Origin of the sequence: Microcystis sp. M_QC_C_20170808_M3Col (assembly GCF_007095505.1) — a bacterium.
GTDB lineage: Bacteria > Cyanobacteriota > Cyanobacteriia > Cyanobacteriales > Microcystaceae > Microcystis.
The window spans coordinates 1-21,053 of record NZ_SFBY01000351.1 but is presented as its reverse complement, the minus strand read 5'-3'; the positions used below and the strand labels follow the sequence as shown (position 1 = coordinate 21,053).

The 21,053-nt window shown below is 38.6% G+C and carries 24 protein-coding genes; 13 read left to right on the top strand and 11 right to left on the bottom strand.

The window, feature by feature from the left end; translation table 11 throughout:
• The first annotated feature begins 138 nt into the window (after positions 1–138).
• A complete protein-coding gene (locus EWV84_RS16060) occupies positions 139–807 on the top strand; it encodes a hypothetical protein (protein WP_287078810.1) in 669 nt (222 codons plus the stop codon).
• Between the two features lie 41 nt (positions 808–848).
• Here the strand turns inward: EWV84_RS16060 and EWV84_RS16055 are convergent, their stop codons facing one another.
• The 5 genes from EWV84_RS16055 to EWV84_RS16035 form a co-directional block, all read right to left on the bottom strand.
• Complete coding sequence (locus tag EWV84_RS16055) at positions 849–1,433, bottom strand: hypothetical protein (protein ID WP_287078809.1); 585 nt, start codon at positions 1,431–1,433, stop codon at positions 849–851.
• Positions 1,424–1,885, bottom strand: coding sequence for a DUF6932 family protein (locus EWV84_RS16050; RefSeq protein WP_287078808.1), 462 nt, complete (start codon positions 1,883–1,885; stop codon positions 1,424–1,426). Before EWV84_RS16050 ends, EWV84_RS16055 begins: the two co-directional genes overlap by 10 nt.
• 51 nt (positions 1,886–1,936) lie before the next feature.
• On the bottom strand, positions 1,937–2,803 hold the full coding sequence (locus EWV84_RS16045) for a hypothetical protein (protein WP_287078807.1): 867 nt from the start codon (positions 2,801–2,803) through the stop codon (positions 1,937–1,939).
• Positions 2,804–2,896: 93 nt separating this feature from the next.
• The gene (locus EWV84_RS16040; RefSeq protein WP_287078806.1) at positions 2,897–3,778 is read right to left on the bottom strand and encodes a DUF1822 family protein; all 882 of its coding nucleotides are present in this window, start codon (positions 3,776–3,778) and stop codon (positions 2,897–2,899) included.
• Positions 3,779–3,835: 57 nt separating this feature from the next.
• On the bottom strand, positions 3,836–4,543 hold the full coding sequence (locus tag EWV84_RS16035) for a sigma factor (protein ID WP_287078805.1): 708 nt from the start codon (positions 4,541–4,543) through the stop codon (positions 3,836–3,838).
• A gap of 68 nt (positions 4,544–4,611) precedes the next feature.
• On the opposite strand from EWV84_RS16035, the gene EWV84_RS16030 reads away from it, so the two are divergent.
• The 9 genes from EWV84_RS16030 to EWV84_RS15990 all read left to right on the top strand — a co-directional run bounded on the left by EWV84_RS16030 (position 4,612) and on the right by EWV84_RS15990 (position 14,824).
• A complete protein-coding gene (locus EWV84_RS16030; protein WP_190722274.1) occupies positions 4,612–4,749 on the top strand; it encodes a hypothetical protein in 138 nt (45 codons plus the stop codon).
• Between the two features lie 120 nt (positions 4,750–4,869).
• Positions 4,870–5,643, top strand: a complete 774-nt coding sequence (locus tag EWV84_RS16025; protein ID WP_287078803.1) for a hypothetical protein — start codon at positions 4,870–4,872, stop codon at positions 5,641–5,643.
• A 19-nt stretch (positions 5,644–5,662) separates the two neighbouring features.
• Positions 5,663–6,508: a P-loop NTPase family protein gene (locus EWV84_RS16020; RefSeq protein ID WP_287078801.1), complete on the top strand. Its 846-nt coding sequence runs from the start codon at positions 5,663–5,665 to the stop codon at positions 6,506–6,508.
• Complete coding sequence (locus EWV84_RS16015; protein ID WP_287078799.1) at positions 6,495–7,409, top strand: hypothetical protein; 915 nt, start codon at positions 6,495–6,497, stop codon at positions 7,407–7,409. The genes EWV84_RS16020 and EWV84_RS16015 overlap by 14 nt, the downstream gene beginning before the upstream one ends.
• Positions 7,410–7,413: 4 nt before the next feature.
• Complete coding sequence (locus tag EWV84_RS16010) at positions 7,414–10,017, top strand: hypothetical protein (protein ID WP_287078797.1); 2,604 nt, start codon at positions 7,414–7,416, stop codon at positions 10,015–10,017.
• A gap of 56 nt (positions 10,018–10,073) precedes the next feature.
• Positions 10,074–11,180 carry a hypothetical protein gene (locus EWV84_RS16005; protein WP_287078796.1) on the top strand — a complete coding sequence of 369 codons (1,107 nt, stop codon included), beginning with the start codon at positions 10,074–10,076 and terminating at the stop codon, positions 11,178–11,180.
• Positions 11,181–11,193: 13 nt separating this feature from the next.
• Positions 11,194–12,468 carry a vWA domain-containing protein gene (locus EWV84_RS16000; RefSeq protein WP_287078795.1) on the top strand — a complete coding sequence of 425 codons (1,275 nt, stop codon included), beginning with the start codon at positions 11,194–11,196 and terminating at the stop codon, positions 12,466–12,468.
• Between the two features lie 29 nt (positions 12,469–12,497).
• Positions 12,498–13,352 carry an ARC6/PARC6 family protein gene (locus tag EWV84_RS15995; protein ID WP_287078794.1) on the top strand — a complete coding sequence of 285 codons (855 nt, stop codon included), beginning with the start codon at positions 12,498–12,500 and terminating at the stop codon, positions 13,350–13,352.
• 95 nt (positions 13,353–13,447) lie between these two features.
• Positions 13,448–14,824 (top strand): serine hydrolase, encoded by a 1,377-nt coding sequence (locus EWV84_RS15990; protein ID WP_287078793.1) that lies wholly within the window; start codon positions 13,448–13,450, stop codon positions 14,822–14,824.
• A 344-nt stretch (positions 14,825–15,168) separates the two neighbouring features.
• On the opposite strand, the gene EWV84_RS15985 is transcribed toward EWV84_RS15990, so the two are convergent.
• From EWV84_RS15985 to EWV84_RS15970, 4 genes are all read right to left on the bottom strand, one after another.
• Entirely contained in the window at positions 15,169–16,047 is an 879-nt protein-coding gene (locus tag EWV84_RS15985; RefSeq protein WP_287078792.1) for an SDR family oxidoreductase, read from the bottom strand.
• A 3-nt stretch (positions 16,048–16,050) separates the two neighbouring features.
• Positions 16,051–16,359 (bottom strand): hypothetical protein, encoded by a 309-nt coding sequence (locus EWV84_RS15980; RefSeq protein ID WP_002737657.1) that lies wholly within the window; start codon positions 16,357–16,359, stop codon positions 16,051–16,053.
• 135 nt (positions 16,360–16,494) lie between these two features.
• Entirely contained in the window at positions 16,495–17,556 is a 1,062-nt protein-coding gene (locus EWV84_RS15975; RefSeq protein ID WP_286827328.1) for an ABC transporter permease, read from the bottom strand.
• Between the two features lie 10 nt (positions 17,557–17,566).
• Positions 17,567–18,085, bottom strand: coding sequence for an adenine phosphoribosyltransferase (locus EWV84_RS15970; RefSeq protein ID WP_008197822.1), 519 nt, complete (start codon positions 18,083–18,085; stop codon positions 17,567–17,569).
• A 98-nt stretch (positions 18,086–18,183) separates the two neighbouring features.
• Here EWV84_RS15970 and EWV84_RS15965 point away from each other — a divergent pair, with 98 nt between their 5' ends.
• Together EWV84_RS15965 and EWV84_RS15960 are read left to right on the top strand one after the other, a co-directional pair.
• The gene (locus EWV84_RS15965) at positions 18,184–18,810 is read left to right on the top strand and encodes a DUF3038 domain-containing protein (RefSeq protein WP_002799452.1); all 627 of its coding nucleotides are present in this window, start codon (positions 18,184–18,186) and stop codon (positions 18,808–18,810) included.
• Between the two features lie 2 nt (positions 18,811–18,812).
• The gene (locus tag EWV84_RS15960; RefSeq protein WP_287078791.1) at positions 18,813–19,466 is read left to right on the top strand and encodes a DUF4335 domain-containing protein; all 654 of its coding nucleotides are present in this window, start codon (positions 18,813–18,815) and stop codon (positions 19,464–19,466) included.
• Positions 19,467–19,476: 10 nt separating this feature from the next.
• Here EWV84_RS15960 and EWV84_RS15955 read toward each other — a convergent pair whose 3' ends face one another.
• A complete protein-coding gene (locus EWV84_RS15955; RefSeq protein WP_271971324.1) occupies positions 19,477–19,830 on the bottom strand; it encodes a HigA family addiction module antitoxin in 354 nt (117 codons plus the stop codon).
• A gap of 15 nt (positions 19,831–19,845) precedes the next feature.
• Positions 19,846–20,130: a type II toxin-antitoxin system RelE/ParE family toxin gene (locus EWV84_RS15950; protein ID WP_149107350.1), complete on the bottom strand. Its 285-nt coding sequence runs from the start codon at positions 20,128–20,130 to the stop codon at positions 19,846–19,848.
• Positions 20,131–20,369: 239 nt separating this feature from the next.
• Between EWV84_RS15950 and speD the strand changes: the two genes are divergently transcribed.
• Positions 20,370–20,777 carry an adenosylmethionine decarboxylase gene (gene speD, locus EWV84_RS15945; RefSeq protein WP_002781248.1) on the top strand — a complete coding sequence of 136 codons (408 nt, stop codon included), beginning with the start codon at positions 20,370–20,372 and terminating at the stop codon, positions 20,775–20,777.
• Positions 20,778–21,053: the final 276 nt, after the last annotated feature.

Here is a 21,053-nt window from a genome sequence, read left to right as displayed (position 1 = left end):
CGATTTTTGTCAACTGTTTTCGATCTAGAGCGAACTAATCAATTAAATCTCTCGCCAGATAAGGATTTAGTCGATTTATGCCACCCTATCGAACCATAACAAGTAACGAAGAACCAAAATTTATTAGCAGAAAATACGGTGACTATTAAAACTTACGACCCAAGAACCACGGCAACCAGTTATTTTTATGGTGTAATTGTTGCTGCTGATAAAGATATCAAAAAATTTACCAAAGACAATAAAATTTATCATGTATTAACACAGGCTAAATTACTGGAAAAAGAAAACAAAGACAATGTATATGAAATATTTACCGAGCAAGAGCGAAAAAATAGTACCCAGTCTTATCCTCCTAGTAATATCAAAGAAATTAGCCAACATTTAGCAATAGTAAGTTTCGAGAGCAATAAAGAATATAAAATTGCTCAATTGAGTGCAACTAAAGCTGAACTAGATAAAAAGATAATTATAGGGTTTAGAGAATCTCCTGAAGCTACTAAACAATTTAATTATCTCTATGGTACGATCACTGATCCAGAACCAAGTTCAAATAATAAAATTTATACTTTTTTCTACAATAGTATTGGCAATACGCAAAAAACACAAACAGAAGCCAATCCAATTTTTGATCAACATGGTTGCTTAATTGGTATTGATTTAGGCAAATTAAATTCATATAATAACGGAATTGGCATTTCTAAAGAGGCTATTTCGGACTTAAAAAAAATACCAAGAGCAAAACCGGTTACAGAATCACTTAAAAAACCTTATGAAAAATTATATACAGAATCTTGTCAGTATGAATAATAAAACTATAGATAGGGTTTGCTGAATAAATCTAAGAAAATTCAGGGACTTTTTCCCTGAAAATTAGGTAATTGACCACCTGAAAATGGGTAAAACCCCACACCCCAACCCCCAACCCCCAACCCCCACCGAAAAACTTTTTCAGCAGACCCTAGATATTCCTGTTCAATCTTGTGTAATCGAAACCTAAGCAGCGATAGGAACCATTGCAATACCGTTTCTTTATTAGGATTGTATTGATCGATTTTATCAAATACTTGAATCAGAGTTTGCTGCCATGCCATGCTAAAAATATCCGAAGAATAACTATAGATATTTTGAGATTTTACTAAATTAGAGTATTGAATTGTATTAGTTAGTTTCGTTAAACTTTTATATCTTTCTTGACTACTTTTTGGATAATTTTTAGCAGCCAAAGCTAAACTTTCTAGCTGTTTATCTTCATATTCTGCCAGTTCTGTGTTGATTCTCGCTAACAAAGTCCGTAAAGAATTTTCCCTTGCTTTCAAGAGTCTTGAATCGATTTCAGGATGTTGAATTGCATAGTCAGAAAATTCTACTATTGCTTCCTCAAACTCTTGAGCTTGAGCTTTTCTAAGTTCATATCCCTTTTCGTTCAAAACCATAGTTGTAAATCCACTAACTGTAACTCAACGCAAACAATACCTTTAGTAATTCCTCTTTCTACATCTATTGTATAATAACCATAAATCGTTTGACCATTTACGGCTCTCGTATCTGCGGTTAATAATTCTCCTCCATACTTTTTCTTTTGCTCTCCACATCCTTCTAAGGAAGTATCCAGCAGGATACTATCAAGCTTTTCTGGATTTACTTTCTCGCTTTCCCAAAAACCATCATAATCATTGGGTTTTCGCTTTTTAGTCACAAAACTACCATCAAGATAGACTTTTTGGCAACCTGCTTGTTGAAGATTTAGCAATACTTTTTTTAGTCCGACTAGAAGACGTTGTCTTCTTCGAGTTGTTCCAAATCTTTCTACAAGCTCTTTCCAGCTATCTAATTTATGTTCTCCCGGCGGCAAAAAGCCGTGTTTATTAAAAGGAGGAATTCCCATGTTTTTAATATTAGATAATTTATAAGCAAGCTAGGCATTGCCCAATAAAAACTAGGGTCGATTAGAGCCAATTGAATGACTATCTTGATAAGATTGGTTTAAGGGATCTCTGTAAGTTAGGTAAAGTTTTAGAGGAATCGGTGGACTCTGAATCAACGCTAGATGATAGTCCTCAACAACCTGCATAGCTTCAGAAGTAGATAAGGATTTATCGTAACGAAGATCGGCGCATTTTTGAAAAGTATTTTGAGCAGATAATTTCAGATCTGAATACTTTTTCCAAAGCAGTAATATATCCCCAGATAGGATAAAAGAAATAGCTGTTAATGCTGCCTTAACTGCCCACTTTACCACAGTCATATCTTGATTTTCTTGGCTGATTGTAGCCGGAGAAGTTGCAAAGTCTGCAAAATAAATAATTCCTGATAAAATTGAAATTGAAATAACTAAAAATACCAGTAAATAATTGACCACTTTTGTTGCTAAAAACTCAGTAAAGTAAGCAGATTCTGTTGTAATATCCATTAATCTTTGTGGACTATTAGATAGAGAAGATGAATAATAAGGATAAGTAAAAGGAGCTTGTTGTAATTGAATTCCCGTTGTCCAAGCTCTAACCATAGCTAACTCATGGCTCGGAATATCTTCTCCTAAACTATCAGCATATAAAATCATTCTTCTACATTTATCAGCTTTTTGTGTCAAGTTATTAGCCCATTCTCGCAACCATGCTACTGCTATTGGAGTGATTAAAGCAAGAAAACCGGCAATAGCTAAAAGCCACAATTTATTGTTGACTGTCGCAATTAATGCTAAAACTTGAGCGCATAAAGATAACAACAAGCTGTACCACCATCTCACTTCAGCTTGATCGTAGAGATAATTGCGAATATCCGACAAATCTTTTTGGTTTGACATAGCTTACTTGAGAAGAGATATAAGATAAAATTTTTAACAATTTATCTAAATTTTAATCAGAAATTTAGATAAATTATCCCGTTAAAATAGGGTTTAGTCAAAAGAAAATTGTTCTGTGTGAATTTCCTCTGCTCGCTTCACTTGTATTTGAAAACTCTCTCCCAATTGAAGGGTATATTCCAAAGAGATATAATCACCTCCTTTTGTCAGATTTGCCTTCAAAGTTTGATCGGATAAAGATAGTAGCTTCAAATTCAAATCAGATGGAATTTTTTTAGATGATTCAACCTCCACGAGAAGTTGAAATTTTCCCTCTTTTGTAGGGGTTATCTCGACAGATAGGATAAATTTCTGTCCTCTCAGAGTAATGTATTTAGCTTTATAAAGAGGAGAAGTAATAGATTTATCGATTGTAGATAAAGCAGGACTATCTCTACGAACAAGCTTTTTAACAAGCTTTTTCTGTTTATCATTTAAAATTTTTGCTGATTCTTTCTCATCCCAATTCTTGGCAAAAATTCTTTCGAGAAATTGTTTGTTTTTAGCCAGAAGAAGTAAATCAACTAAATTGTCAATATCCGGTAATTGAGCTAATAGTAATTCGTCAGTTTCTATCTGCTCGACAAATCCAACTAAAATAGCTTTCTTCGCTTCTTCATCAATTTCTACCACCACATAACCCACTCTATCTGACCATACCTCGGACGGGACATAACAGATATTTTCATTTGGCAAAACTGGACGACATTCTAATTTACCGAGAACATCGATCTTTAAATCAGCACTATCCATTAAAATTCGCTGATTATAATGCCCAATAGTGCTTTCCTCTAAATTTGTTTCTACTTTCAAACACTGGCAGTAAAAGTTAACAGCAAGCACGGCTAAAGTATTTAGAAAAACCTGTTGACTTTTATCGGAATTTTTCTGCTCGCTACTAAACTTTTGAGCTAATTTAAAATCAGCACCGCTCAAGGGGACTGTAAAAGTTAAACGTTCAGCTAGTGGCATCATGGTTTTTGTCTCCTATTTCTAAAAATATTCTTGAAAAATTGGTTGCAATTTTTCAACGCTGCGTTGATAAAAGCTGCTTAAAGTTGCTAAGGAAATTCCCCATTCTGTTGACATTTCCTTCCAAGATTGTCCATTAAATCGCCTTATACAGATTGCTTGAAAATTAGCCTCCGGATGCTTTTCTATGTGAGTCTGTCGAAAACAATCTCTAGGGTCTTTTTGGATAAAATCCCATAATCTCTCCCAATCTTTTTGGGGGGACATAGATTCAGGTTGCTGGATTATATCAAGCAAGGAAATATCTGAGGCATTAGTCCAGCTTGATTGCTCCGACTGGAGAGGAACATCCAAAGATTGCTCATAAATTCTGACTCGTTTGCCGTTATTTTGTCTATGTCGCAGTTTTAAATGTTCCCTGACAGCATCGATAAATCGCTTATCGAGCAAAAAACTTACCCATGCCAAGACATTACCTTTACTTGGGTCGTACAGATCAATTTTTTCAAAAATCTCTAAAAAAGTCTGCTGTAGAGCTTCGTGAAAAATATCCTGATAGACAGACTTAGGAAAATTATAGATATTTTTACAGTACACTTTATTAGAGTTTTGAATCTCATTGGTTAGTTTTGTTAGCCATTTTTGTCTCTCCTTGCTGTTTGCAGGGGAGCTTTTAGCCAAAAGTGCCATTTCTTCAAGAAGCTTAAGTTTGCTGTCTGGGTTACTCATCAGAGAACTCTCCTTGCATTTTCTAGATCACTACCCCTTTCATCTACTCGTCAGGTTACTGGCATTTTATGCAAAAACCGATAATTAAAATTCTTTTTTGTGAGGAATTGTCGAGGGAATTGCGATCTCGCTCCCGGACTGCCTTCGGTATCGCAGCCAGAGTGGATGTGGCGCGGGGTACTATCGAGAATGTAAATTTATGTTAAGATGAACCCAAATTTTGCATAAAAAGCAGCCATCGCTACGAGAAAGTAATGTAAAACCAAAACTAAACACGATCGCTGTTTGGTTGCTATCGATGAAAACTTATTCTCATTCATCAGGAGGTGGAGTGCTTGGGAGTTATTTATATTGGCGATCGCGAAACAGGTAAAACTCACTTAGTCTTGGAATTAGCTAACCCCAAGGGAAATTATGTCAAAGTTACTTATCCCGATTATCAGTATCTCAAAGGACTTTTTTTAGACCTAGAACTTGGCTCCCCAAAACCAACTGGTGGTCTCGCTCCCGAAGGAATTTTTAAGCAGTACATAGAAGTTAATGTCACCCTTCCCACAGGAGAGAAAATGATTGCCTTGGATTGGTTAGACACCCCCGGTGAAATCTGGCGAAAATCTTGGCAAGACAAACAACCCGATGAATGGAAAGGATTTCTCGAAACGATCAGAAAAGCTGAAGGAATTATGTTGATTTTACCGCCCTATCGGGACATCATTCAACCGACCGGCCAAGTCAACAAAGATGACTTTATCACCACAAAACAATGGTGTAATCGTTTTGACCGTTGGCTTGAATTTTTCCAGCAAGATTGTCCGAAAATTCGACATCTTCTCCTCTGTTTAAATAAAGCCGATTTACTCCAAATTGATCTCGAACAAGAAGCCAAAAAACTCGCTTTTAATCCTGACCGCCAACCCATGACATGGCAAGAGAGAGATAACTATGTTTTTCAGCGTTATTTTCGACCGATTCACCCCCAAATCAATCAACTAAATCGCAGTATTCAAGGGTTGACGGTTAGGTGTTTCATCACTAGCATATATAATCGAAAATTATTAGAATTACCCTGGATTTATTTAGGTAGTCATCTCGCAAAATAAAGTTAAAATAGGAGTAAAAATGACCAGTGGAAATATTGTTGTAATTGGACCGACAGCAGCAGGAAAAACCACCTATTTAGCTGCTTTGTCCTACTTTAAAGAACACAAACAAGGCAAAAAACTATTTACTGTCAATCCACAAAATCCTGCCACAAGAATACTTGCAGAAAAAGCTGAAAATATTCTCAAACAGGCGGCCGATCTAGATAGAACCGTCATCGGACAAGAGATTCAGTCAGTAGATGACTTACCGTTTTATTCCTTTGGTATCGAAGCCAAACCCTATTGGTATAGTTCCACTGAGACTTTTCAATTAACCGCTAGAGATTATCCCGGAGAAGTTTTTGAGGCAATTGCCAGTCCCAGTTCAAGGAAGCCTATCCATGAAGATTTTATTAATGAATGTTTTACAGATGTCATCGGCTGTCTAATTATGCTAACAGGATGGGAACCCGGAACTGATAACTTTTATAACAGAATCATGAAACAATTCCTTAAATTAATGGATGAGCGGGGTCGTTCTCGGGATTTGAAGTTAGCAATAGTTATGAGTAAATGTGAAAGAGGAGAAATTTGGCCCGGTAGGCTTGACCCAGAAATTGATTTGTTCGGTGTCCATTTACGAGAAACTACTAAAACCTTGCGAGAAAAAGTTATTCCCCAGAATCTGCGTTTTTTTGCCCTTTCTACCTTTGGCGTTTTAGGCAAAGATAATCCCCGTCCTAACCGAGAAGATCGGATGAAAGGAGAAGAACCGGCTTCGGTGATTAGAGAACCAGATTCATGGCAACCTTATAATCTAATTGAACCTCTCTATTGGCTCAGTAAAAAACAAAATCAAGGAGCAAAAAATGAAAGCATTTGACTGGTTAAAACCAAAAGCTCCTGAATTAAAAGATGCCAATGCGGAAATACGGGTTATTGGCGATCGCAGTGCTGGTAAAACGGCCTATATGGCTTCCCTCGCCTATTGGCCTAATGCTAAGGCCGATAGTCCAGTTCAATCGGTGACTCCCGTGGGGAACCAAGAAGCCAGCGCACAACTGATGAACATGGCACAGAATATCTTAGAACAGGGACTAGAATTAGAACCAACTCCCCTAGAAGCCACCGTTGATGAAGTCAAAGATTATGGATTAAGTATTGTTCTCAAAGAAGAATTTTCTTTGAAAAATCTGCAAAGAGGTCTATCCTCTAGTGCCATACGTCTCAATGTTAACTGTAAAGACTATTCCGGCGAGTTTCTTCGGGATCTCATTAACAAAACCGGCGATCCGCGCTTAGTTGACTATCTCGAAGACTGTGTGGTGGCTACAGGTCTTTTATTGTTAGTGGATGGAACCTCTCACCGCAAAGATAAAGACTATGCTATCGGACTAGAAAAGTTTTTAGCGGCTTTAGACAGGGTGGATATTAATCCCAAACAACGACGCATTGCTTTTGCTATCAGTAAATGTGAACTGAGTCAACTATGGGTGAGTCGTCATCAACCAAGAAAATTGACACAAAGACGCTTTCCTCTGATGCAAAATAAATTAGAAAACTGGGTAAAAAAAGGTGGTGGTGAAGTCGATTATTTTGCTACTTCTGCCTTTGGTACGTTGGGAACAAATTATCCCGAACCCAACTCGATCGAAAAACAACGCGATCGCCAAGGAACAACTTCTATTATCCGCGATCCGAAGCGGTGGCGACCTTTTGGTTTAGTTTCCCCGATTTACTGGCTTTGTACTGGTCAACATCACAAAGAATTAGATAAGGATTAAAACAATGACTATTATTCACATTCATGAATTTAGCACGGGTATTTTAGTGGATGGCACTGGCACTGCGGGTGAGTGGAAGTCGCGGGGTTTTTCGGGAGAGTACATGAACTCAACCCTAGATAAAGATAAAATTCCTACACCTGTACAGTTAGCCATTAGAAATCGAGAATTTGCCGTTTCTGAAGGCGCATCTAGCCAAAATCCCGCCATTATTGGACGGGAAGTGGAATATCATGGAGAGGCTTGGTCAGTCATTGCCGTCGTCACACGGGGGATGGATGAACGGGGACGGGGTGCATCTCTCTATCGCTATTTCTTGTGTGAGGGATTGGATAAATTACACCATCTTTTATATTGGCACACCAGAAACGGAAAGCCTAGTTTTAACCCCTCCGATTATAGACAAGTCGGTCGGTTTACAGAATATAACGATACTGAAACTCAAATTAATGACCATATTCCGCCTGAGTTGGATGGGATTTGGGAAGGAAAAACACCGATAATTATTACTCAAAAACAGCCACCATATCCTGCTTTAATCATTCATAAAATTGCCTCTAAAACTGACCCAGCAAGATATAATGAATTGATTTCTTGGGCCTGTAATGTAGAGGCTTTAGAGAAACCAAATCGCTTTTTAGTCATTCATCCCGCCAGTAAAAAAGCAGAGGAGACAATAAGAGCCACAATAAACAGTGTTCCTCAACTTGCTCCAGCAATACCTGAAGAAACTCTAATTAAAAATGCTATCAGGAATTCCTGCCGTACAGGGCAATTTCAACGAGACAATTTAGCTACCCTTGAAGATGCTTTGAATAATCCCAAAATTCAACAGGATTATCATACAACCTTTTGGAATTCCATATTTGAAGGTGAAGGCTCTAACTATGCTTATCAACAGGAAATTTATAGTGACTATAATGTACGTCTCTTGACGCTACAAGCCATCATTTGCCCTGAAAAGCTGCCAGATTTTGTCGATTGGATAATGAAAAAAGAGAAGGATTATTATCCAATATCTCAGAGTTTTCAAGGGGAAATTGTAAAAGCTATTACTCAGCCAAACTCATTAATATTTAATTCAGTTAAGCAAGGTATTAATATACTCATTCTTAGTGTCATTGAACGAGCAGACTTGATAGATGCTACGGCTAGACTCTTATTAGATAAAGACGGACTCTGGGGAGGAACATATAAAATTTACACAAGTCTGGGATTGAGACAAGATTTAAATAAAAAAGCAGGTGACCAAAGCGCAGAAAAAGAAGGTTTAAAAGAAAAAGAGTTTTATGTATTAAATGATGTACATTGGCAAGAAATTATAGATGACTTAAGGAAAGTTTGGAATCGTCCTTTTTATCCTGATAAAACAACTCAAAAATACATCCATCTTGCTCGCCTATTTGATAAGCTAGAAGTGCCTTCAAAAGATAGTTTAACCATTTTCTTTTATCATCTCGCTCAAGGAAAGATTCCTAGTGATGTATATAACGGCCATAAATTGGAGGGAGATGAAGGTTATAATTTTGGTATTAAAGTTCAAAGAGATATACCTCGGCAAGAACTGATATTTAGAGAAACAAAAAAAATAGCAATATTTCTCCTATCTTTGGTGTTTAAAGGTGGAGCATCTGGCTGTTTTATTGCTATTATTTGTTTTTTGCTTATATTCACTTTAGGCGGATTTTTGTTTCAAAGATTATTGAATTTAGCTAATTTATCTGTACCCGGTTTACCCGGAGGATCAAACACTTCAGAATCGCCGATTATTAAAAAAGCGATCGGAAGCTTTTCAGCCACTAAAAAATCATTAGAGCAAATTGAAAATGACTTGATGAAAACCGCTAGAGCAGACGGTTCCGAACCTAACAAGGATGAGATTGATCAAGCTATTTCAAAACTTCTCGACCCCAATAATTCTTTTAAGCTTAAGACTCTAAATAAACCAGAAGATAATAAAGATAAAGAAAAGTGGATTTTGTCTATATTGTCTTATCAATTATATAAAGTTACACCATCTAATTCTGATGATGTTGATGGCATTATTGATAAGGGTGGAAACACTTATCAAGCTCTAAAATGTAATCTACTTCAAAATATGAAACTGCAAGCAAGTAAAGAAACTGCTGACAATTGTAAAAAGATAGGGTTTTCCAAAGTTAAAGCGGCTAAAATTCCCGCTCCAACTCCAACTCCATCCCCATCTCCGACAAGAGACCAAAAAATTGAAAAGGCAGTCTCGGAATTTGATAAACCAACAAAGACAAAATTTAGTTTAGAAACTTTAGCAGAAGAGTTGGATAAAGCTTTTTCTCTTGTTTCTTCATCTTCAGATAGTGTAATTAATGTTCTTGACCCCAATACTGACTTTGCACTTTCCTTTAATAATATGACTGAAGAACAAAACAAGCAAGCTTGGGTTAAAGCTATTTTAAAATATCAAGAAAGTCTTAAATCTAGAGTTAAACCAGGGCAATCTATTAATATTGCTGTTGATGGAGTGATTAACTATGGAAAAGACACCTATACACTTTTGAAGTGTGATGTAGCTGCTAAACTTGGTCAAGAATTAAGTGAAACACCAGAAATTTGCAATAAAATAGAATGAATTGATTCATCCTCATCATCAACTAATTCATCAGGAAAATAATAATTTTTAAACCTATGAGAATTTGGCTTTACATACTAGCAGGAATAACCTCAGCTTTAATTGGCTGGAATATCGGTCAGATTTTCTTGACTGACTTAAAAATCCTGTCTCGGTTTCCAGAGGTGGTTCTTTTTCCCTGCATCGCCATATCCTTAGCGATTGGGATGGTAATGAATGAAATATTTATTAGTAATCCCACCCGTCCTAAACTCAACTTTCGGATTGCTTTAATTCCCCTATTAATTGCCACCTTAATCGGATTGATTGTCGGATTAGCAGCGGGTGGAATCTTTCAGCTATTAATTCAATTTGGAGTTGCTGAATTTCTCGGTAGATTTTTGGGTTGGCTTTTTGTCGGTGCAGCCGTCGGATTAGCCGAAGGACTAACTTGGCAATTTTACAGCATGGAGGCTGGCGATCGCGATCGTTTTCGACAACGGTTATATACTAGCATCATCGGTGCGGTTGTTGCCAGTTTCGTAGCGGTGGTAATCTTTGAATTCATTCGCCAATGGTTAGGCACTTCAGAAGCATTTATAAAAGCAGAAGATCCCCTCGGATTTGCCATTTTAGGCTTGTTGCTTGGCCTAACCTTTACAATTACTAATTCTCCTAGCTATATGGCAGCACTAAGAGCCGGTAAAGGATTCGAGTACAGAAAAATCATTCCCGAACTCGAAAGCATTGATCCTCAATTTACATCCATAAATTCAGAGTCTCCCAACATCCATAAAACGCTCAAATTTGTCAGTGAATCGGATGCCGAAAAAATCGAAGAAGGACTGTCGATTCAACTTCCCGCCAAAGGAATCATCAAAATTGGTTCTGTCCCCAAAACTAAAGGTTCTGATGGTGTAGAAAGAGGATCGGATATTTATCTCCCCGGACTCCCCCCCCATATTGCTGACATTAAACTTACCCGCCGTGATGCCATTTTAGATCCTAACCCGAAATTTTACAACCTTATCGAACTCAACGGCAGACCTTTAACCAGCACCAAAGAAATTCTCCTTAAACACAATAACCTGATAACTTTCCATGTTAAAGATAACAACAACCCCGATGAACCCAAAATCTATCGTTTCGTCTTCTACAATCGCTTCCTTGACCCACAAGCTTAGTTTATCAATGATTATGTTAAGCGCTCTTATTACCCCAGCTTGGGGAATTAAACCTGAAATCACAGATATTGAGGACATCGACGATAAAGTGACTCTTCAAATTCAAGTGACAGGAGAAGAAAGTAAACCGATTATGGGTCTAGCTGAAAGCGATTTTCAGCTTAAAGTTCTTGATAAAAAAAACAACAAAACTTATCAAGGAAAACAACTGCCTTTTGACTGGAAGTCTCCCCGAGAAACGACTCCTCCTGATGCTTGGATTGTCGTTCTCATCGATTTTAGTGGCAGTATGAATTGTTCTCAGGCTCTCAACACAAAATGTGATGCCAAAGCGGTTGCTAAAGGAAAGCGAAAATTAGATGCAGCAATTAACGCACTGGGAACATTTATTAAATTCGCCTCAGAGCGCAAAGGCAACACCTATTTATCTATTGTTCCCTTTGGGGTAGAAGGTAAAAATGACAAGCCTGGAGCCTGTGATTATTACCCAAAAGTTACGTCAGAAACTCTCGATAATTTTAGTTTAGTGCAAGATGTTAAACTAACTAATTTTCTAGGTAGTCTTGCTGATAAAACTCCTTGTGCAACGACCAACTTCTATCAAGCTCTCAAAGAAACCGTCAATTTTTTTAAAAACGATAAAGAAGGTCGTTTTTATCCTAAAGATAAAGAAGGAAAACCTTTAAAACCTCAACCACGACTCTCAATTATTCTCCTTTCTGATGGCTTTGATAATAATAGTAATTATCAAGAAGTTCAGAAAACTTTAGCAGTTCTTCAGAACAATAAAGATATTGTTGTTCATACCCTAGTATATGGCTTAACCCCACAACAATTAGGCAAAAAATATTCCTTAGGTAAACCTGCTGTTCGTAGAGATATTAATAACCCAAAATTATCCCAAGAAACTAGAGAGCAACTAGAAAAAGAATTTGTAGATCAAAAACAGTTAGCGGAAATTGCGAAGTTAACAGGAGGAGTTACTGAATTTGCTGGTGATGCTGATGAAATTGCCGAGAAATTAGAAATTTTCCTTGATGCGATTCAAGGACGATACGAAATCAGTTATATACAACCCAACGTTCGACGAGGAGGCGAATATGTAGCCACAGTTTCTACTCAAAAAGTAGCATCACAATCTAAACCTTATACCCTTGATTTTTTTGGGCGTACACTTCCCTTAGAAACCAGAATATTAATGCTTATTTGTATTTTTCTTGCTCTTGGTTTGGGAGGAGTTATTCCTTTTTATTATTGGGGAAAATGGTTAAAAGAAAAACAAAACTAATACTAAATATTTTCGGCACTTGTAAAGTTATGAAACAAATCCTGATTTATTCATCTCTCTTTCTTCTCAGTAGTTGTAATTTTCAGTTTAATCAACCTCAAAAAACTTCAGAATGTCCTCAAAAAACCACAGCTATTCTCATTGCAGAAAATCTAGAAAATGTTAACCTAACAACTAAAACTATCACCAAATCTAATCAGGTTAGTTCTACTAAAGCTGTCGGATACACCTTTAAAGGAAAGTCAGGACAAACCCTTAGCTATAACACAGATGATGATATCTGTGTGTGGCTTTATAGTCCAGACAATCAAATTTTACAAGGAACAAAATTGCCAGAAGATGGAAAGTATTTGCTGCAAATTGCTGCTCCAAAAGGTTCTAAAACCTTTAAGATAGAAATGAGTTTAGGAACGCTCGCTTCTTCCCCGACACCGACACCAAGACTCTCTCCATCTCCCTCACCTTCCCATGATCTCACACAAGATGAAGCAGAAAAACTTGTTAAACGTTGGTATGAAGTTAAAAGACAGGCTTTCGGTTCTTCTTTTGACGACAGCTTAGTAAAGCAATACGCCACCGGACAACTTTATTCTAACACCTTAGAAAAATGTAATGATGGAATCTGCGGGGGGACAGTGGGTTGGCTGCGCTCTAAAGGCTGTTATTATACTTATGATTTTTCCAATATCAATGAGATAGTCTCTTTTGCTCCTTCAGGTTCGTCACCTTCAATAACGGTCAATGTCACGGAACAACTTACACTCCATGGTCCCAGAAGTGCTGGATGTGGAACCCCAACCCAAACTTATCAAAAAAATGTTACCTATTGGTTTCAAAAAAATAACGGTGTTTGGAAAATAGAAAAATATAAGGTAGGAACCTAATCATGGAAAGAAAAAGAAGAAAGTCAATAAAAGTCAGAACACAATCGAAAACCTACCATATCCAGTGGTCTAGGTTTTTGCCCATCTTAATTTCTTTGTTTATAACATCTGCAATCACTCTATATTTTATCTTAAACTCCTCCAAAAACGAATCCTGTACAATAACTAAACTATCGTTAATTGACAGCGTTCCTAAATCTCTAGAAGGTCGAGTTTCTCCTAATCGAGTCCAATGCTATAAATTTCAAGGCATTCAAGGACAGCAATTACAATTAACAACTAATAAAAAAATAAGCTTGATTTACCCAGGTAATCAATCTCAAAATCTCCAAGGCGATTATCAAACGATTCTGTCCGAAACAGGTGACTATTCGCTAGTCATAGAGACGCAAGAAGATAACTTAGATTATCAAATTAACCTGATAGTAAGCTCGCAAAATACAACTAATCTGCCTAGAAAAACGCCCGTTACTGATTTTTCTTTAATACCTTTAACACCTCAACTTCCTAGTCAGCCTAATCGGCTAACTTATAACATTCAACAGTCGCCTACTTTTTATCAAGATCAAGAATTGCAGAAAATCGTTGACAATATTGTAAGTTTAGCTCAATCTAGAAAGTTACCAATAGATAAATTGTCTATCAGTTTAGTTGACTTAAATCAATCTGAATGTTGCGCTTATGCTGCTTATCAAGATAGTGAATTTAGATATCCCGCTAGTATTGTCAAGCTTTTCTGGCTGGTAGTTCTCTATAGTCAATATTATTATCAAGGAATTGAGCCGAATCAAATTCCTCCAGAAAAACTAAAAGTTATTTCTAAAATGATTAAAGATTCCGATAATGAATCAGCGAGTATCATTGTTGATGAAATTACTCAAACCAAATCGATTCAAAAAGACCTCGCACCAGAAAAACTCAAAGTCTGGATTAGCAAACGTTACGCTCTTAATGATTTTTTTGCATCCTATTTTGTTGATTCTGTTAATTACCCCCTGAATATTAGTCAGAAAACTTTCCCTATTCCCAATCTACTCGAAGATCCAGCAGGACCAGACCAACAAATTCGTCAGCTTAACGGCAAAAACTCACCACCGAGACGAAATTATTTAAATACCTATAGCGTTGCTAGATTGCTGCTCGAAATTGAACAAGGAAAAGCCATTTCGCCAGCTTATAGCCAAGCGATTAAAGAATTAATTAAACGAGATTTACATCCTCAAGCGTGGAAAGAAAAACCTTTTAATCCTATCCAAGACTTTTTCGGTCAATCTCTCCCCGTTAAAACTCAATTTTATGCTAAAATGGGCTGGACATTTAATAATCGAAATGATGCGGCTATTATCGTCAGTCCTGATAACAAAGCTCATTATATTTTAGTTGTCTTTGGAGATGAAAAAAAGTTTTATCAAGACAAAGAGTTTTTCCCGATTCTTTCACGACAAGTTTATAACCAAATGCTTAAAAAATGACTTAAGAAAAGACTAGAATAGGAGATAATTCGGGAGAATAAGTAGGTAAATATGCCGATTAAATTGCAAAGGGTAGTTCAAATGATTCTGGTTCTGATGGAGTTGCCGCCAAGATTATATACATCTGTACTGAATAAAAAAAGTGCAGGACTTTTAGGGTATTTTACCTTTTTCCTATGGGCATTTCAGGCTTTTTCAACATACCCTACTTAACTTTTCGCAATCCTTTAGAAAGATAAGCAACCCAAAAAGCCAACACTCCTGTCATCCCTACCTCAAAATAATTGGTCATGAGAATAGCGGTAAAAAAAAGGAGCAAGATAATTAATATAGTTCGCTTTGGTTCAGATAATTTCATCTCTAATTGTCTCTAATTCGGTTTTAATACTTAATGGTTGATAACCCAGAGAAAAAGCGAGAGAACTATCAAGAGAAACATCCTGCGGACGCGGCGCAATCATGGGAAAATCGGACTGTAAACAGGGTTTTATTTGTTCCCTAGTAATGTTAAAAACTGCCGCCATTAGTAAACCAAATTGATAACGAGAAACTCTTTCTTTACCCCCTAGATGAATAATACCTTGCACTTTTTCTAGAGCTAAAAGTAAACCATTCACTGCACTATTAACCCCAACAGCAGTACGATATTCATCAGTAAATAGAGATAATTCTTTTCCCTCTTGGAGGGTTTTTAAAAAGGGTTGGAGAAAACTATTAGCGGTGGGAGAAGGGGAACCAAACATCAAAGGCATTCGACAGATAGCCGCCCAAGGATATATTGCTAAAATACCCTTTTCTGCCGCTACTTTTTGCTCACCATAGATACTCACGGGAGAAACCGGATCATTTTCGGAATAGGGGGCATTTTTACCATCAAAAACTAAATCGGTAGAGGTAAAAACTAGCGGTATTTGATATTGACTACACAAACGGGCAATTTCTAGAGAAGCTGTCAGATTAATTGCCTCGGATGCTTGGGGAAATTCTTGACAGAGATTCGGTTTTGATTGGGCAGCCGCATGAATTACCGCGTCGGGTTTAATCTGTTGAAAAAGTTCTTTAACTGCGGCTAAGTCTGTTAAGTTAATTTTAATTAAATTTGGGTCATTACTATTGACATTGTGATTAAAATATGTACCAAAACTTGCCCAGGATGAGCGAGTTTTTTGGTAAATATGCCAACCTAAAAACCCACTAACTCCAGTGATTAACAGCTTTTTCATAGTTTAGAGATTAAATCCTTTTTCGTAGGCTAAAAACTGTACCTGTGGTTCCAAAGGTTCACTAACTAAACCAATTCCTGCAAATCCCCATCGCTGCATCAGTCCCTTTAATTGTGTTCCTGAGAGAGTTTCCACTGAAAAATTATTGGCTAAATCCTGAGCATGGGTATTGATATAACTTAAAGCATCGTAGGATTCTTTAAACAGAAGCAGATAACTAGCCGGAGTTTCGCTTTCACCTTTTCTCAGACGCGCCACTAGATATTGTCCGTCTTGTTTTGACCTGAGTAAATAATGTGTAGTTGCTAACATATTTTGTTAAGTAAAAAGTGAAAAGGAAAAAAGGGGTTGGGGGTTAGGGGTTGGGGGTTGGGTTTTAGGGTTTTGGGGTTTTAGGGTTTTAGGGTTTTGGGGTTTTAGTTGAATTTCCCCATTTCCCCATTTCCCCTACTTTAAATCCTCCAATTTAATTCTAGGATCTACAGCTTTGAGAAGTAAATCAGCCAGGAGATTACCGATAATCAACATAGTAGCACCCATCATTAAACTGCCCATAACTAAATATAAATCTTTAGCCGTCACAGCTTGCAGAATTAAACGACCTAATCCGGGCCAGTTAAAGAAAAATTCGGCGATAAATGCCCCACTTAACAAACTGGAAAATTCAAAGCCCAAAAGAGTTATCAGGGGATTAATAGCATTGCGTAAAGCGTGGACATAGATAACTTTATTTTCTGGTAAACCTTTCGCCCTTGCGGTTTGAATATAATCCTGTCGAAGAACATCTAATAATTGTCCCCGCATCAATCTTTGTAATCCGGCAAAACTGGTAACTGTCAGGGCAATAGTTGGTAAAATCATGTGCCAAGCGATATCTAAAACTTTACCGATAGGGGAATATTCCGAATAGTTAATACTGGTCATATCACCCACCGGTAAAAGCGGCGAGACATTTTGGGCGAGAATTAGCAGTAAAAGGGCAGTGATAAAACTGGGGAAACCTTGACCAACATAACTGATAACTCGGAAAAATTTATCGATAAATTGGTTTTGTTTGACGGCGCTGAGAATGCCCAAGGGAATCGCAATCGCCCAGGTTAAAATGATGGAAGTCAAAGACATTAATAACGTCGCTGGAATTCTCTCTAATAATAGGGAAGACACGGGACGAAAATAGGTAAAACTCAGACCAAAATTAAACTGAGTTACCACTTGCCATAACCATTTAAAATACTGGACAATCGGCGGGTCTTTTAAACCAAAAAGGGCAATATATTGTTCTTTAGTTTCCTGACTAATCTTGGGATTAAGGTCAAGCAAAGCCAGAAAACCGCCGGGGGTTAATTGGATAATAGCGAAACTCAAAGCCGAGGCCAACAACAGAGTTAATAAACCCTGGAGAACACGCTTGACAATATATAAAAAAGTTTCGCTAGTTAGGAGAGATTGTAACCCATTAGCACTCGATCGAGCGGTGGCCGCCTTATAATTATCATCAGTCGCCGTCATAGAAAAAAACCTAATAATCGATGAGGGTAATAATCGGTAAATCGGGTAATTTTTCCCGACCACCGAGGTCGATTAACTCGATGATAAAAGCAAATCCTAAAACCTCGCAACCAATTTTTTCTAATAAATCGGCCGTCGCTTTCGCCGTCCCTCCCGTCGCGATCAAATCATCGACAATTAAGACTTTATGATGGGCTGCCACCGCGTCTTGATGAATTTCGAGGCTATCGCTTCCGTATTCCAAATCATACTCGATACTGTGAACGGCGGCGGGTAATTTGCCCGGTTTCCGGACAGGAATAAATCCCGCTTCTAATTGGTATGCTAAAGGAACACCAAAGAGAAAACCCCTGGATTCCATACCGACAATGTAATCAGGGGATAAACCGTAATCGCGACACTTTGCCGTTAGGGTATCGATCGTGTAACGTAATCCTTGGGGATGATTGAGTAGGGTAGTAATATCGCGGAAGACAATACCCGGTTTGGGAAAGTCGGGAATATCGCGAATAAGTGATTTCAGATCCATTCGGTTTCCTTGTCTCGTAAAATGGGGGACAGCTATCTATACAATACAATTTACAATATCCTGACTCGATCGCCCTTGTGTTTTAGTTCTCCTATATCATGACCTCTACTAGCCTAACGCCCGAATCTACAGCATCAGCCCCAGAAAAACCAGTTATTTTAAGCGTTTTACCCGATTTTCCGATTGCCAGTCAGCAATGCGCCCTACATCTCCAACAGCATATCGATTTAATGCTATTAGCGTTGGAATCCTTAGAAGTCGGTGCTGGGGAGGCCCTGTTAGCCCTCTGTAAAGAACTAGGACTCGATAAAATTGTTAAAAACCGGATTATTTTCTGGCGCTTACGCTGTACTAATCCATGGCGAATTTCCTACACCCTCGACCGTCTCACCCTTGACCAAGCAAAAGCTTTAGTTATCATTGCCAGTTATCGGGCCAAACCTCTAGCTATATCCATCCGACAATTACTGTTAGCGCGGCAACAGATGGAATCAAAGGGTTTACCCGTGGATAATAATTTTCTTTTATCAGAATACCTAGAAAGATTTCGCTCCAATTTTCGCAGTCGCATGAACCCCCGCCGGGCCAAAGTATCGGTTTATCTAGCCGATGAAAATGCTTTAAATGAACTGGCTTTATCCCTCCTCGATCAGTTATTATTTTGTACTGGTACGACGGGAATGCAGCGGTTTTGGATTAGTTTATTTGATGGGGAGATCGTGTAGAGATGAGAAGACAGTATAGCTTGCCCAATTGTACCCTGATTCTCGATGGTTTCGGCGATGATTTCGCCCCAGCTAACCCCAGTGATAGCCGACCTTTACTCTCAATTTTGACTAACGTAGAATGTCGGTTAATCGGGGCCAATAAAGTCCTGCAAGGTGGTCGGGTTTTCTTGGAAAATTTAGTACAAGCGGTCAGTCAGTATGCCCAAGAATTTTTGAGTGGTGTTCGTCATCCCCAAGACCCCGTCCATGAACCAGATCATGTGTACCTAGAAAAGATTGACCAGAATCTCCATCGTCTGGTTTGGTATCCATCAACGGACTTGAATATCCCAGAAAGTCCGGTCAAGATAGAAATCAGTACCGTGCAGTTATTCGATTTAATAGAAGCGATTGACCAATTTTTTGCCGATACTCGCACTTTACCCGACCTAACCCTGAAATTACAGCCAGTTTCCCGTCGCTACCATAAGGTTAATGAATCGGTGGCCAGTCGAACAGTACCTTTTTTGGCAGGATTAGGCAGTCTTGTCGCTTGCGCCCTACTTTTCTATCTGTTACCCGTCCCCCAAGTCCGTAAACCCGAAAATCCCCCCATTCCTGCCGCTTCTCCCAGTCCCACCGTCCCCACTAATCCCGTCCCCCCTCCCAGATAAAATTAGGACCCTAAGCTACATCTATAAATGGAGTGACGGGAATATGGCTATAAACTTCGGCATTCTTTGCCTGAGCTTGACGGAGATCGTAGTCTGTTTGAAGATTCAGCCAAAACTGAGGACTGTTACCAAAATATCGTGACAGACGCAAAGCTGTGTCCGCAGTGATACTACGCTTACCGGCTAAAATCTCACCGATACGAGTTTGAGCTACGCTTAAATCTTTGCTCAGTCTGTAGGGGGTAATATTGAGCGGTTCCAGAAAATCTAACTTGAGGATTTCACCGGGATGGATATTTGGCAAACGGTGGAACTGAGCTTTTACATTGAGCCTGTCGAAATGTGTCGAAGTGTTGCTGTTCATTGCATTTAGCTAATTTTAGTGGTAGTCCACTATCTCTACCTGATCAGCATTGCCTTCATCAGTCCAAATGAAGCAAATTCTCCATTGGTCATTAATACGGATGCTGTACTGGCCCTGACGATCGCCCTGCAACTTCTCCAACCGATTACCCGGTGGGACACGCAGATCATTGATCGATAACGCCGCTGCAAGGATTAGCAGTTTTCGTAGAGCGACCGATTGAATATCAGGGGGATAGTGACGAGACTGAAACCCCTCGAAAATGAGCTTAGTCTCTTCGGACTTGAAATTGACGATCATAACTGATAACTGATTAACTGATGATCAAATCCTAACGCCTAACGATACTATTGTCAAGCAGAAGTAAGCCCCACACCCCACACCCCACACCCCACACCCCACACCCTTCTCCCCCGCTCTGTCCCAGTTTTTTAGAGAAAGTACCCGAGAAAAACCAGATCTTTTTTGCACAAGTTAGAAAAATTGTGTTATACTGGTAATTCTGTGAAGGTTTTTCGATAGGGAGTATTGAAAAAAAAATGACCAAACTGGGAACCCATTTGATTGTCGATGCTTGGCAAGTACCTGCTGACCTCCTCAACGATCCCGAGCGCATTCGCCGCGCTATCCTCGATGGAATTACGGCAGGAGAAGCAACGCTGATCGATTTGTGTGTCCACCAGTTCAGTCCCCACGGAGTTACCGCGACGGCGACTTTAGCTGAATCTCATATCGCGATCCACACCTGGCCTGAACACGGCTATTTCGCCGCTGATTTATTCTTCTGTGGTGCGGGTAAACCCGTGGTTGCCATGGAAATTTTGACCAAATCCCTGCAAGCAGGTGAGATTAAAGTGCGGGAACTAACCAGAGGATTCCCCGGTCCTGCGGCAGTTTATGAAAGCAAAAAGGAAGAACCCCTTAAATCTTCCCTGGTTATGGCCTAATTTCTAGGGACTGCCTCGATAATAAGTTAGCATCACTGGCGATCGCCTAAACTGAAATCGTGATCAGGATAACCTTTGTTTTTATCGAAAATTTGGGTTAAAACCCCGTCGTTTTACGACGGCTTTAAGCTACAATGGAAAAAGCGATAACCAAGCTAAGCTAAAAACTGAACCTTGACAACAGATAGTAGGGGGTTTCGTTCAGAAAAGACTTCAAATTCGGCCTTGAACGAGTAAAACTTTCTAGGAAATAAGGTTGAACATGAGATTTTTTCG